Source organism: Rugamonas violacea, from assembly GCF_016461825.1.
GTDB lineage: Bacteria > Pseudomonadota > Gammaproteobacteria > Burkholderiales > Burkholderiaceae_D > Rugamonas.
The window spans coordinates 1-12,940 of the sequence record NZ_JAEMNU010000037.1; the positions used below are offsets into that span (position 1 = coordinate 1).

The 12,940-nt window shown below is 62.3% G+C and carries 17 protein-coding genes and 1 tRNA gene; 5 read left to right on the forward strand and 13 right to left on the reverse strand.

Annotation, left to right across the window (positions count from 1 at the left end):
• Window positions 1–230: 230 nt before the first annotated feature.
• The gene (locus tag H7U20_RS07620) at window positions 231–797 is read left to right on the forward strand and encodes a recombinase family protein (protein ID WP_199519000.1); all 567 of its coding nucleotides are present in this window, start codon (window positions 231–233) and stop codon (window positions 795–797) included.
• Window positions 798–805: 8 nt separating this feature from the next.
• On the opposite strand, the gene H7U20_RS07625 is transcribed toward H7U20_RS07620, so the two are convergent.
• The 8 genes from H7U20_RS07625 to petA all read right to left on the reverse strand — a co-directional run bounded on the left by H7U20_RS07625 (window position 806) and on the right by petA (window position 6,274).
• Entirely contained in the window at window positions 806–1,321 is a 516-nt protein-coding gene (locus tag H7U20_RS07625; protein ID WP_199519001.1) for a hypothetical protein, read from the reverse strand.
• Window positions 1,314–1,823, reverse strand: coding sequence for a Panacea domain-containing protein (locus H7U20_RS07630; protein WP_199519002.1), 510 nt, complete (start codon window positions 1,821–1,823; stop codon window positions 1,314–1,316). Before H7U20_RS07630 ends, H7U20_RS07625 begins: the two co-directional genes overlap by 8 nt.
• 212 nt (window positions 1,824–2,035) lie before the next feature.
• Window positions 2,036–2,111 (reverse strand) — tRNA-Thr (locus H7U20_RS07635).
• A gap of 26 nt (window positions 2,112–2,137) precedes the next feature.
• Window positions 2,138–2,617, reverse strand: coding sequence for a ClpXP protease specificity-enhancing factor (locus tag H7U20_RS07640; RefSeq protein ID WP_199519003.1), 480 nt, complete (start codon window positions 2,615–2,617; stop codon window positions 2,138–2,140).
• 111 nt (window positions 2,618–2,728) lie between these two features.
• A complete protein-coding gene (locus H7U20_RS07645; RefSeq protein ID WP_017877976.1) occupies window positions 2,729–3,340 on the reverse strand; it encodes a glutathione S-transferase N-terminal domain-containing protein in 612 nt (203 codons plus the stop codon).
• A 111-nt stretch (window positions 3,341–3,451) separates the two neighbouring features.
• Window positions 3,452–4,216, reverse strand: a complete 765-nt coding sequence (locus tag H7U20_RS07650) for a cytochrome c1 (RefSeq protein ID WP_199519004.1) — start codon at window positions 4,214–4,216, stop codon at window positions 3,452–3,454.
• A gap of 34 nt (window positions 4,217–4,250) precedes the next feature.
• Complete coding sequence (locus tag H7U20_RS07655) at window positions 4,251–5,663, reverse strand: cytochrome b (protein ID WP_199519005.1); 1,413 nt, start codon at window positions 5,661–5,663, stop codon at window positions 4,251–4,253.
• A gap of 2 nt (window positions 5,664–5,665) precedes the next feature.
• Window positions 5,666–6,274 (reverse strand): ubiquinol-cytochrome c reductase iron-sulfur subunit, encoded by a 609-nt coding sequence (gene petA / locus H7U20_RS07660; protein WP_199519006.1) that lies wholly within the window; start codon window positions 6,272–6,274, stop codon window positions 5,666–5,668.
• Window positions 6,275–6,615: 341 nt separating this feature from the next.
• Between petA and mscL the strand changes: the two genes are divergently transcribed.
• The 3 genes from mscL to H7U20_RS07675 all read left to right on the forward strand — a co-directional run bounded on the left by mscL (window position 6,616) and on the right by H7U20_RS07675 (window position 8,981).
• Complete coding sequence (gene mscL, locus H7U20_RS07665; protein WP_304621716.1) at window positions 6,616–7,035, forward strand: large conductance mechanosensitive channel protein MscL; 420 nt, start codon at window positions 6,616–6,618, stop codon at window positions 7,033–7,035.
• A gap of 30 nt (window positions 7,036–7,065) precedes the next feature.
• Window positions 7,066–8,229: a trypsin-like peptidase domain-containing protein gene (locus tag H7U20_RS07670; protein WP_199519007.1), complete on the forward strand. Its 1,164-nt coding sequence runs from the start codon at window positions 7,066–7,068 to the stop codon at window positions 8,227–8,229.
• Between the two features lie 62 nt (window positions 8,230–8,291).
• A complete protein-coding gene (locus tag H7U20_RS07675) occupies window positions 8,292–8,981 on the forward strand; it encodes a DUF2461 domain-containing protein (protein WP_199519008.1) in 690 nt (229 codons plus the stop codon).
• Between the two features lie 76 nt (window positions 8,982–9,057).
• Here the strand turns inward: H7U20_RS07675 and H7U20_RS07680 are convergent, their stop codons facing one another.
• The 5 genes from H7U20_RS07680 to H7U20_RS07700 form a co-directional block, all read right to left on the reverse strand.
• Complete coding sequence (locus tag H7U20_RS07680; protein WP_199519009.1) at window positions 9,058–10,122, reverse strand: NAD(P)H-dependent glycerol-3-phosphate dehydrogenase; 1,065 nt, start codon at window positions 10,120–10,122, stop codon at window positions 9,058–9,060.
• 55 nt (window positions 10,123–10,177) lie between these two features.
• Window positions 10,178–10,624 carry an SH3 domain-containing protein gene (locus tag H7U20_RS07685; protein ID WP_199519010.1) on the reverse strand — a complete coding sequence of 149 codons (447 nt, stop codon included), beginning with the start codon at window positions 10,622–10,624 and terminating at the stop codon, window positions 10,178–10,180.
• A 99-nt stretch (window positions 10,625–10,723) separates the two neighbouring features.
• The gene (gene secB, locus H7U20_RS07690) at window positions 10,724–11,203 is read right to left on the reverse strand and encodes a protein-export chaperone SecB (RefSeq protein WP_093385378.1); all 480 of its coding nucleotides are present in this window, start codon (window positions 11,201–11,203) and stop codon (window positions 10,724–10,726) included.
• A 157-nt stretch (window positions 11,204–11,360) separates the two neighbouring features.
• Entirely contained in the window at window positions 11,361–11,621 is a 261-nt protein-coding gene (gene grxC, locus H7U20_RS07695; protein WP_199519011.1) for a glutaredoxin 3, read from the reverse strand.
• Between the two features lie 26 nt (window positions 11,622–11,647).
• Window positions 11,648–12,049: a rhodanese-like domain-containing protein gene (locus H7U20_RS07700; RefSeq protein WP_199519012.1), complete on the reverse strand. Its 402-nt coding sequence runs from the start codon at window positions 12,047–12,049 to the stop codon at window positions 11,648–11,650.
• Window positions 12,050–12,174: 125 nt separating this feature from the next.
• On the opposite strand from H7U20_RS07700, the gene gpmA reads away from it, so the two are divergent.
• Window positions 12,175–12,921, forward strand: coding sequence for a 2,3-diphosphoglycerate-dependent phosphoglycerate mutase (gene gpmA, locus H7U20_RS07705; protein WP_199519013.1), 747 nt, complete (start codon window positions 12,175–12,177; stop codon window positions 12,919–12,921).
• Window positions 12,922–12,940: the final 19 nt, after the last annotated feature.

Below are 12,940 nucleotides of genomic sequence, written 5' to 3' on the forward strand. Positions count from 1 at the left end.
GACGAGGTTTGGCTCAATCCGGAACGGGCTGAACCTGAATTAGTGAAGCTGGCTGCATGAAGTGACGCGACAACTTTGTTGACAACTACCGAGATGGGTGTTAGAAAACGAACGATTTCCAACACCCATGAAAGGGAATGATTATCCATGTTGGAAATATAGGGATTGCTATTTCTAACAGTCCAGTATATTCTAACAGTGTTTTCTAACAGTCTTAACCGGAGAAATACATGGCAACCTTCGCATACGGCCGCGTCAGCACCAAAGAGCAAACCGCCGACAACCAGAAGATGGAAATCGAAGCGGCTGGCCACCAGGTCGATTACTGGTACGCGGACACCATCAGCGGCAAGACCAGCGCCAGCGAGCGTCCAGAGTTCGCCGCGTTGTTGGCGCAGATTCGCAATGGCGAAACGCTGGTGGTGGCCAAGCTGGACCGCCTGGGCCGCGATGCGCAGGATGTCGGCGCTACGGTCAAGCTGCTGGCCGCGCGCAAGATTGCCGTCATCGTGCTGCAGTTGGGCAAGCTGGACCTGACGTCGCCGGCCGGCAAGATGATGATGACCATGTTGGCGGCGGTGGCTGAGATGGAGCGGGATTTGCTGGTAGAGCGCACACAAGCCGGCCTGGCTCGCGCAAAGAGCGAAGGCAAGACGCTGGGCCGTCCTTCCAAGACCACGGCAGAACAGCGGGCCGACATCATCGCGAAGTACACCGCTGGTGAGAGCGTCAGCGCGCTGGCTCGGATGTATGCAGTATCGCGGGCGAACATCCTGGGCGTCGTGAAGCCAGCGTGATAGCGTGTTTATCTTTTCCCGCGTTTAGGCTTTTTATTCGCGCTTGGAAACAGACCGCGAATAACGCCTAAGAAGGCCGCAAGCACATTGACCGTGACGCCGGTTATCAATGCGAACAAAAGTTGGTCGCTGATGACTTGTTTGCCTGAAATAGCTGCCCAGACAGCATTGCCAGCGACAAGTGCAAATAAAAACGTAATACTGTCCCAAGCTAATCCGTAAGCCTTGCCCGCATATTGTTGCCGCATATCGCGATTGGCTTGGGAGTCTTGCACATCCTCCTCAATATACTTTTCAGAGTATCGCTTCTTGTTCGGGGGCGGCACATCTTCATCAGATGGCACCTCCACCTGCTTGGCGAGCTCAGCTTGAGTGGGAGCTCCAGCAGGTATAGCTCCAGCTTTTGACGGCTTACGAGTACGTTTTGGCTTTGACTGAGGAGGCTCGCATGCGGTCTCCTCGATGGTTGGAGTTGAGTGCAGAGGAACCGGCGTTTCTTTAGACACCGATTGCGGCTCACTCATTTTCAGCTAGACCCGATTGGAAATGAGGTGAATGGAGAATACACTGCTTCATTGACTCGTTTTCGATAGCACCGCCATCATCCGGACCTGATACGCACCAAGCCGAATCTGGGGCATGGGTCATTGCAGACAGTTGCGCTCCAGAATAATCACCATATACACGAATAATCTCGTCGATAAGACTCCAAGTATCTTCATCGCTGTCGCCCACGATAGTGCGCACACGAGTATAGGCGCCGTCTCGCATCGCCAGATGCCCCCCATAAGTCCCAATAGGCTGGGCACCGTACTCCTTAAATTCATAATAGAGCGACGGAATTACTGGACCGTATGTCCAACGATGGAAGGTGTCATCGATAAGAGGCTCGTCATGACGAACTAAGTGCCATGACTGGAGGTAATAAAGTAACTTCTGCAGCTTCATCGGAGTGAGATTCCGAATCTTGCCTTCCTTCGCTCGTTTCACGAAGGCATTAGCAACGCTCATTGCTGAATATGCCATAGCTCCCTCCTTCGAAGAACGTTAACACTTAAATCCATAGATTTCATATAGTGCCACAAATTCAAATACCAAGCACTGTATATTCATACAGTTGTTTTGGGAATGTGCTGGATTTGCCTACATGGTGCCTACATAAGATATTAAACAGCATCGGAAGCATAAAAGGGTTACAGGAAGAAATCCTGTAACCCTTTGATATTGCTGCATATTCCTGGTGCCGACTGCCGGTTTCGAACTGGCCACCTGATGATTACAAATCAACTGCTCTACCAAATGAGCTAAGTCGGCGAAACTTGTACGGGGCGAATTATACGCTATTTAATTCGCGTGAGGGTGGGCCGGCCGCCCTTTTTGGGCGGCTCGTCGTCGCCCTCGGGGCCGCTGGCAGCCTCGCTTCTGGGCTCGCCCTGGCTGCTCGGCACGGCCGCCAACGCCGGCGCCGGCGCGCTCGCTTCGGGCTGTTCGGCCGGCTCGCCGCCGCCCGCTTGCGGCTCGAAGGCCATGCCTTGGCCGTTTTCGTTGGCGTAGATGGCCAGCACGTTGTTGACGGGCACGTAGATTTCGCGCGAGACGCCGCCGAAGCGGGCGTGGAAGCGGATGCTGTCGTTGTCCATCTTCAGGCCGGAGGTGGCGCCGAAACTGATGTTGAGGACGATTTCGCCCTTTTTCACGTATTCCATGGGAACCGTGGTGGAGGCGTCGACCTTGACGGCCAGATAGGGGGTGTAGCCGCTATCGGTGCACCATTCGTAGATGGCGCGCAGCATGTAGGGCTTGGTTGAGATGTCGGGCATGATCGGTGGGGCTAGTGAGACGAACGCGGCGCGCCGCCGGGGCGGGCGCGCCGATGCTTCAAGTGAGACGGTGCTGCGCCGTGCGGCCGCGCGCGGCGCGGCCGGCATTGCTTAACGGCGCATGACCTTTTCCGACGGGGTCAGCGCTTCGATGTAGGCCGGACGCGAGAAGATGCGTTCGGCGTACTTCATCAGCGGCGCGGCCGTCTTCGACAGTTCGATGCCGTAGTGGTCCAGGCGCCACAGCAGCGGCGCCACGGCCACGTCGAGCATCGAGAACTCGTCGCCCAGCATGTACTTGTTCTTCAGGAACAGCGGCGCCAGCGTGGTCAGGCGGTCGCGGATTTCCGCGCGCGCCTTGTCGTGGCTCTTGTCGTTGCCCTTGGCGCGCTCCGACTCGAGCACGTGTACGTGGACGAACAACTCTTTTTCGAAGTTGAACAGCATCAGGCGGGCGCGGGCGCGCATCAGCGGGTCCGCCGGCATCAGTTGCGGATGCGGGAAGCGCTCGTCGATATACTCGTTGATGATGTTCGATTCGTACAAGATCAGTTCACGTTCGACCAGGATGGGCACCTGGCCGTAGGGATTCATGGTCGAGATGTCTTCCGGCTTGTTGAACAAGTCGACGTCGCGCACTTCAAAGTCCATGCCTTTTTCAAACAGGACCAGGCGGCAGCGTTGGGAAAATGGGCAGGTTGTACCCGAATAGAGAACCATCATTTTTATAGTTCCTTAGAAACAAAGGGGGTGAAGCCGCGAACGGATCACCCCAGACCGCACCCGCCAACGCGGGCAACGCAAAACAGGCGCCGGACTGGCCGGCGCCCTCACTTATTTGACTTCTTTCCAGAACGAGGCGTTCAGACGCCACGCCAGCAGGGCGAACAGGGCCAGGAACAGCACCACCGCCACGCCGATGCGTTTGCGGGTCTGCTGGGCCGGCTCGGCCATCCATTCCATGTAGCCAACCAGGTCGGCCACGGCGGTATCATACTCGAGCTTGCTCAAGCTGCCCGCTTTGACCTGCTGGAAGCCACCGAACTTGTGGATCTTCTTGCCCGGCTCGTGGGGATCGGCCACCTCGTCGAACTTGGCCGTCTGGATGCCCTGCAGTTCCCACAGCGCGTGCGGCATGGCCACGTTCTCCAGCACCAGGTTGTTCCAGCCGGTCGGCCGGGCCGGGTCCTGATAGAAGGTGCGCAGGTAGGTGTACAGGTAGTCGCCGCCGGTGCCGGCGCCGGACGACTTGGCGCGCGAGATCACCGACAGGTCGGGCGGAACGGCGCCGAACCAGGCCTTGGCGTCTTTCGCGCTCATGCTGGTGGTCATCATCTCGCCGACTTTTTCGCCGGTGAAGAGCAGGTTTTCCTTGATCTGCGCGTCGCTCAGGCCCAAGTCCTTGAGGCGGTTGTAGCGCATCGACGAGGCGTTGTGGCAGTTCAGGCAGTAGTTGACGAACAGCTTGGCGCCGTGCTGCAGGGCGGCCATGTTGTTGGAACGGTCGGGCGCCTTGTCGAGCGGATGGCCGCCCTCGTTGGCGAACGCCAGACCCGGCAGCAAAGCTACGATGGCGAGCAATTTCTTAGCAAAATTCATGTGATGTCCTTTGTGTGCTTGAGCTGGTCGTCGATTAGTGCGGATGGAACGTCACGCGATCCGGCACGGTCTTGAACTTGCCCATCGTGCTCCACCATGGCATCAGCAGGAAGAAGCTAAAGTAGATCAGGGTGCACACCTGCGACACCATGGTCTTGGTCTCGGTCGGCGCCTGGGTGCCCAGGTAGCCGAGGATCAGGAAGGAGATGCCGAAGACCAGGTAGACATATTTGTGCCAGTCCGGACGGTAGCGGATCGACTTGACCGGCGAGTGGTCCAACCACGGCAGGAAGGCGAGGATCACCACCGAACCGCCGAAGAAGACGACGCCCCAGAACTTGGCGTCGAGCACCTGCGGCAGCATGCCGACGATGGCCAGCAGGGCGATGCCGGCGATGGCCGTCTTGACCATGCTCGACAGGCGCGACTTGAGCCAGACGAAGACCACATAGGCGGCGACGGCGACCATCAGCACGTACATGAAGTCGGCGGTGGTGGCGCGCAGCACCGAGTAGAACGGCGTGAAGTACCAGGTCGGCGCGATGTGCAGCGGGGTCTTCAGCGAGTCGCCCGGCAGGAAGTTGTTGTATTCCAGGAAGTAGCCGCCCATTTCCGGCGCGAAGAACACGACGGCGCTGAAGATCAGCAGGAAGATCGAGACGCCGAACAGGTCGTGCACCGTGTAGTAGGGGTGGGAAGGGATGGAGTCGAGCGGATGGCCGTCCGCACCCAGGTTTTCCTTCACTTCGATACCGTCGGGATTGCTCGAACCGACTTCGTGCAGCGCGATCAAGTGCGCCGCGACCAGGCCCAGCAGGACCAGCGGGATGGCGATCACGTGGAAGGCGAAGAAGCGGTTCAGCGTGGCGTCGGACACCACGTAGTCGCCGCGGATCCACAGCGACAGGTCGGGGCCGATGAAGGGGATGGCGCCGAACAGGTTGACGATCACCTGGGCGCCCCAGTACGACATCTGACCCCACGGCAGCAGGTAGCCGAAGAAGGCCTCGGCCATCAGGCAGAGGAAGATGGCGAAGCCGAACAGCCAGATCAGTTCACGCGGTTTGCGGTAGGAACCGTACAGAAGACCGCGCGTCATGTGCAGATAGACGATGATGAAGAAGGCCGAGGCGCCCGTCGAGTGCATGTAGCGGACCAGCCAGCCGGCCGGCACTTCGCGCATGATGTACTCGACCGAGGCGAAGGCCAGCGTGGCGTCCGGCTTGTAGTGCATGGTCAGGAAGATGCCGGTGACGATCTGCAGCACCAGCACCAGCATGGCCAGCGAGCCGAAGATGTACCAGAAGTTGAAGTTTTTCGGCGCGTAGTACTTGCCCCATTGGTCGTTCCACAGCTTGGTCAGCGGGAAGCGGTCGTCGACCCAACCCAGCGCCTTTTGTGCCGCCGGCGCGTCGGCCGGGAATTTGGTCTCTTTGAAAGCCGCCATGATTATGCCTCGCCTTTCTCGTCACGACCGATGACCAGCTTGCTGTCGCCGGCGTACATATGGCGCGGCACTTGCAGGTTGTCCGGTGCGGGTTTGTTCTTGAAGACGCGGCCGGCCATGTCGAAGGTCGAACCGTGGCAGGGGCAGAGGAAGCCGCCGGCCCAGTCGTCCGGCAGCGAGGGCTGCGGGCCGGGGGTGAATTTCGACGACGGCGAGCAACCCAGGTGGGTGCAGATGCCGACGGCGACCAGGATTTCCGGTTTGATCGAGCGGTGTTCGTTGCGGGCGTATTCCGGGGTGAATTCCTCCGGGTTGCGTTTGGAGTCCGCGTCGGCGACCTTGCCGTCGGTCTGTTTCAGCGAGGCGACCATCTCCGGCGTGCGCTTGAGGATCCAGACCGGCTTGCCGCGCCATTCGACCGTCATCATCTCGCCCGGATTCAGGTGGGAGATGTCCACTTCCACCGGCGCGCCGGCCGCTTTGGCCCGCTCAGACGGCTGGAAAGTACTTACCAAGGTTCCTGCAGTGGTTAAACCGACCACACCACCCGCCGCGCACGTGGCGACGAGCAGCCCACGTCGGCCGGAATCGACCTGCTTTTCGTTACTCATACAAACCCCAATCAGTCAAAATGCACAAAATGCAAAACCGTTAAGAAGTGTTAACCGGACTCCTAGCAACCTTAAATTATAGGTGAAGCGTGATGCGATATAAAGAAAAAACGTTGCAATGGCCATAATTGGTGCGATTTCCAGGCCTTTTTTCCCTTGAAATTTGACGAGTTCAGCCCTACTAGCGGACACCACCTGCCAAATTTGATATAAGTCAAATTTATAGCGTAAATCCGAGGCGAAAACGCAGGCGCCTGGCGTGTTTGGATTCTAATTGAAAAAATAGTATGATCCAGACGCAAGTTTGTTTACAAATGACCACAGGTCGTAGGAGTGTATAGATGGCAATGATGCAGGAATTCAAAGAATTCGCCATGAAGGGCAATGTGGTCGACCTCGCCGTCGGCGTGATCATCGGCGGCGCCTTCGGCAAGATCGTCGACTCGCTGGTGCAGGACATCATCATGCCGCCGATCGGCCGGCTGTTCGGCGGCCTCGACTTCGCCAACTACTACCTGCCGCTGAACGGCCAGAATCCGGCGCTGAGCCTGGTCGAAGCGAAGAAGCTGGGGGCGGTGCTGGCCTACGGCAACTTCGCCACCATCCTGCTGAATTTCGTCATCCTCGCCTTCATCATCTTCCAGATGGTGCGGTTGATGAACAAGGCGCGCAAGGTGGAGGCGCCGGCCGCCGCGCCGGCCCCGGCCACGCCGGAAGACATCGTGCTGCTGCGCGAAATCCGCGACTCCCTGAAAAAATAAGCCCGTCAAGGGCGCTCTGTTGGCAAGGCTATGCGACGACTCTGGTTATTGTTTGCGCAAACGGTGACCGTCGTCCTGGCGCTGTATTTTGTCTATACGGCCTTGGCGCCGCGCTCGCCGGCCGGCGCCGGCGCGCCGCTGAGCCAGCTGCGCCAGCTCGGCGGCCCCGGCGGCGCCCAGCTGAGCGAGGCGGTCGGCGCGGCGGCGCCCGGTTCCTACCGCGCCGCCGCCGCGCGCGCCATGCCGGCGGTGGTCAACATCCTGACCAGCAAGGCGCCCAAGCGCGGCAAGCATCCGCTGCTGCGCGACCCCTTCTTCAAGAAATTCTTCGGCGAGCGCGGCGACGGCGACGAGGACGACGAGTCCAGCCTGGGCTCGGGCGTCATCGTCAGCCCGCAGGGTTACATCCTGACCAACAACCACGTGGTCGAGGCCGCCGACGAGATCGAGGTGGTGCTGGCCGACGGCCGCAAGGCCGCCGCCAGCGTGGTCGGCACCGACCCGGACACCGACCTGGCGGTGATCAAGATCGCGCTGGACAGGCTGCCGGTGATCGCGCTGGGCCAGGCCGAGCGGGCCCAGGTCGGCGACGTGGTGCTGGCCATCGGCAACCCCTTCGGCGTTGGCCAGACGGTGACGATGGGCATCATCTCCGCGCTCAAGCGCAACAACCTGCACATCAACCACTTCGAGAACTTCATCCAGACCGACGCGGCGATCAACTTCGGCAACTCCGGCGGCGCCCTGATCGACACCAACGGCAACCTGCTCGGCATCAACTCGGCGATATATTCGCAGAGCGGCGGCTCGGTCGGCATCGGCTTCGCCATCCCCGTTTCGACCGCCAAGTCGGTGATGGAGGCGATCATCCAGTCCGGCCACGTGGTGCGCGGCTGGATCGGCGTCGAGACGCAGGAGATCACCCCCGAGCTGGCCGACAGCTTCGGCCTGAACCGGCGGAGCGGCGCCATCATCGCCGGCGTGGTGCGCAACGGCCCGGCCGACCGGGGCGGCATGAAGCCCGGCGACATCCTGTTGACGGTCGAGGGCAAGCCGGTGCTCGACACCAACGAGATGCTCAACCTCATCGCCCAGCTGACGCCGGGCGGAAAAGCTAAAATGACGGTGCTGCGCAAGAGCCGCGAGACCACCCTCGACATCACCGTCGGCAAGCGGCCCGCCAACACAAAATAGGCGCCGCGAGGCGCCGCGCCGCCGGCCGGCGCCCCTACCATTTCTCAAATTCGGACCACCACATGCACCTGCGCGACCTGACCCAATTCCTCAAAGAACTGTCCGACAACAACAACCGTCCCTGGTTCATCATGAACAAGCCGCGCTACGACATCCTGCGCGAAGAGTTTCTCGAAGTGGTGACCCAGTTGATCGTCGAGCTGGGCAAGTTCGATCCGGCCGTCAAGTTCTGCAATCCGAAGAAGGCGATGTTCCGCATCAACCGCGACGTCCGCTTCGCCAACGACAAGAGCCCCTACAAGACGCGTTTCTCGGCCGCCATCGCGCCCAACGACATCCGCCGGCCGAGCAAGGCCGGCGGGCCGACCTACTATATGCAGATCGACGGCGCCGGCCACCTGTTGTTCGGCGCCGGCGAGTACATGCCGCCGCCGCCGCGCCTGCGCGCGCTGCGCCAGCACATGGTCGACGACGCCGCCGGCTTCGGCAAGGTGCTGAAGAACAAGCGCCTGCGCGCCACCTACGGCGACATCCAGAACGAGGGCAAGCTGATGCGTCCGCCCAAGGGCTTCGACGCCGATGCCGAGCACATCGAGTACATCAAGCTGAAGAGTTTCTTCGTCTGGACCGAGGTCGACCTGCAGTTGAACCAGCCGGAGCAGCTGGTCGGCCAGATCGCCAGCGGCATGCGGGACGCCTTCGCGCTGGTCGGCTGGATGCGCGAGACCAAGGACGAGCCGGCCGAAGAGTAGCCTGTCGTCCTCGCGCCAGCGGGGACCCATGCCGCGCCGGCAGGGCGCCGGCCGGGCCGGCAGGCGCCGCACTGGTTTACTTGGCGCCGCCGCCCGCCGCCAGGCCCGGCGCCATCTCGTCGCGCGGATCGCGCGCCAGCAGCCGCGCCACCATGGCCTGCGGCAAGTCGCCGTCGAACAGCACGCCGGCCACCGCGTTGGTGATCGGCATGTCGACGCCCAAACCGCGCGCCAGCTCGCGCACCGCCTTGGCGCAGGGCACGCCCTCGGCCACATGGCCCAGCTCGCCGACGATGGTCGCCAGCGGCTTGCCCTGGGCCAGGCCGAGGCCGACGCGGCGGTTGCGCGACAGGTCGCCGGTGCAGGTCAGGATCAGGTCGCCCATGCCGGTCAGGCCCATGAAGGTCTCGACCTGGCCGCCCAGGGTGCTGCCCAGGCGGGTGATCTCGGCCAGGCCACGGGTGATCAGCGCGGCGCGCGCGTTCAGGCCCAGGCCCAGGCCGTCGGCCACGCCGGTGGCGATGGCCAGCACGTTCTTCACCGCGCCCCCCACCTCGACGCCGACCAGGTCGGTGCTGGAGTAGACGCGGATGTTGCCGCCGTGGACGGCCGCGACGACGTCCTCGCGCAGCGCCGCCGAGTCCGAGGCGATGGTCAGCGCGCAGGGCAGGCCGCGCGCCACTTCCTGCGCGAACGAGGGACCGGACAGGGCGCCGCCGGCCACCGTGTCGCCCAGCACCTGCTGGACGATCTGGTGCGGCAGCAGGCCGGTGTCGTATTCAAAACCCTTGCACAGCCAGACGATGTTGGGGATGGCGCGGCCCTTCAGCTGCTCCAGCAACGGGCGCAGGCCGGCCACTGGGCAGGCGGCGATCAGCAGCGCGCCGGCGCCGTGGGCGTGGGCCAGCGCGGCGGCGAAGTCGCCGGCCACGGCCAGCGCGGGCGGGAAGGGGCAGCCGGGCAGGTAGGCCTGGTTGTCGCGCGCCGCCGCCATCGCGGCCATGACGGCGCCGTTGCGGCCCCACAGCTGGACGTCGTGGCGCTGGGCCAGGGCGATGGCCACGGCGGTGCCCCAGGCGCCGGCGCCGAGCACGGTGATGCGGCGGCGCGCGCCGCCTTGCTTCAGGGGGGAGTCAGACATGGTGTGGTGTGGCGGTGATGGGCGATGGCAACATTGTTGCATATCGCCGGGGGTGTCACAGGCCCCAGACCTCGGTATTTTTCACGTAGCCGACCAGGCCGTCGCGGTGGCGCACCTTGATCCAGACGGCGCCGTTGGCCGGTTCGGCCAGTTCCAGCAGCACGCCCTTGTCGACGCTGAACACGGCGGCGGCGGCCTCGTCGGCCGTGGCGCGCACCTTGACGCCGGCGCTGCGCACCACCAGGTTGCGTTTGTTGGACAGGCCCTTGGCCTCGGTCCAGGCCAGCTCGCCGCTGAAGTCGCGCACCTTGACCCATTCGCCGTAGGTCAGCACGACCTCCAGCGGGGCGCCGCGCGGCACCACGAACAGCTTGCCGCCCTTGGTCGAGGGGGCGTCGTACAGGATGGCCGGGGCGGCGCCCACCGTCTTGTAGTCGAACGCCTGGCTACCCGCCGCTGCCAGCAAGAGGGTGATGCCTGCGATCAAACGGGGAAATGTCATTGCCTGCCTTGCTCAAGTGAATAAAGCCCGAAGGCCGGGGGCGGCCTTCGGGCGCGACAGCGCGCAGGGCGCGGCGTGTCGGTGTTGCTTGCTTGCTGCTTAGTGGGTCGCTGCGCCGTCCGCCGGTGCGGCGGCCTTGGCGGCGTCGGCCACGGCTTGCAGGCGTTGCTGGTAGAACACTTCGAAGTTGATCTCGGCCAGGTGCACGGGCGGGAAGCCGGCGCGGGTGATGACGTCGGCGATGTTGGCGCGCAGGTAAGGGTAGACGATGTTCGGGCAACCGATGCCCAGCAGCGGGTCGAGTTGTTCGGCGGGAATGTTGCGCGCCTCGAAGATGCCGCCTTGCTTGCCTTCGACCAGGAAGGCGACCTTGTCCTTGATTTTCGCGGTGACGGTGATGGTCACGGTCGACTCGAAGATGCCTTCGGCCAGGGGCTCGGCGCCGACGTCCAGTGCCACTTCGATGGTCGGGGCTTCTTGCTCCAAGAAAATAGCCGGGGAATTCGGTTGTTCCAGCGACATGTCTTTCAGGTAGACGCGTTGGATTTGGAAGACTGGTTGCAGGTTTTCGTCGGACATGGAACGCTTTCGTTATATTGGAAACAGGCGGCGGGGCCGCTCAGGTTGGGGGCTTGCGCTGGGCTTTTCGACGGCTCAAATCAAACGCGAGGGCAATTGTATCAAAACCAATATAAATTCAAACTATTTCTGCCCTCGCGTCGTTATTTGGTGCCGTTTATCCTTTTAACAAGGGCTCGAGGCGGCCGGCTTGATCGAGCGCATACAAATCGTCGAAACCGCCGACATGGGTGTCGCCGATATAGATTTGCGGCACGGTGCGGCGGCCGGTCTTTTGCATCATCAGCACGCGCTGTTCCGGATCGAGGTCGACGCGGATCTTTTCGATCGCGGTCACGCCCTTGGCTTCGAGCAGGCGCTCGGCGCGGACGCAATAGGGGCAAACGGCGGTGCTATACAGTGTGACGTGGGCGGTCATGGCGGCTCCTGGTTCGTTTCGTCGGCTTATTTGGCGATCGGCAGGCCGGCGCTCTTCCAGGCGCTGACGCCGCCGTCGAGGTTGAGCACCTCGGCGAAGCCGGCCTGTTGCAACTGCTTGGCGGCCTTGGCGGCGCGCGCGCCGCTCTGGCAGACCACGATCACGCTCTTGCTCTTGAACTTGTCCAGTTCGCCGATGCGGGTGGCCAGCTCGGCCAGCGGGATGTTCTTGGCGTCGGGCAGGTGGCCGTCGGCGAAATCCTTGGCGTCGCGCACGTCGACGATGGCCGCCTTGCCGCGATTGATCAACTGCGTCACCTCCAGCGCCGAGGCGCGTTTGCCGCGCTGGGTCAGCACCGGCCAGAGCAGGGCGCCGCCCGACAACAACACGATGGCGAGGATAAAAATATTGTCAATGAAGAATTTCACGGGGATCCAATGGTTTAAGTCAATGCGCGCATTATAAAATAGAAGCTGGAAGAGTTCTGCAACCGCATTCGTTTGACCGATGTTTGTCCACTAGTTTCCTTAAATCACCTTTTGAAGATAGCCTCATGTATAAAATCGTATTCATGCGCCATGGCGAGTCCACCTGGAACCTGTCGAACCGCTTCACCGGCTGGACCGACGTCGACCTGACCGAGAAGGGCGTCGCCGAGGCGAGCGCCGCCGGCCAGGTGCTCAAGGCGGCCGGCTTCACCTTCGACCTGGCCTACACCTCGGTGCTCAAGCGCGCCATCCGCACGCTCTGGTTGTCGCTCGACGCGATGGATATGATGTACTTGCCGATCAAGCATGACTGGCGCCTCAACGAGCGCCACTACGGCGCCCTGCAGGGCCTGGACAAGGGCGAGACGGCGGCCAAGTACGGCGACGAGCAGGTGCTGGTCTGGCGCCGCAGCTACGACACGCCGCCGCCGCCGCTGGCCGCCGACGACGCGCGCGCCTCGTCCGGCGACCCGCGCTACGCCACCCTGCCGCAGTCGGCCATCCCGCTGACCGAATGCCTGAAGGACACCGTGGCCCGCGTCATGCCGGCCTGGGACGAGGAGATCGCGCCGGCCATCCGCGCCGGCAAGAAGATCCTGATCTCGGCCCACGGCAACAGCCTGCGCGCCTTGATCAAGATGCTCGACGGCATCAGCGACGACGACATCGTCGGCCTCAACATCCCCAACGGCCAGCCGCTGGTGTACGAGCTGGACGCCGATTTGAAGCCGATCCGCCATTACTACCTGGGCGACGCCGCCGCCATCGCCGCCGCCCAGGCCGCCGTGGCCAACCAAGGGAAGGCCAAGTAAGTTTTGCCCTTCCTTCCCT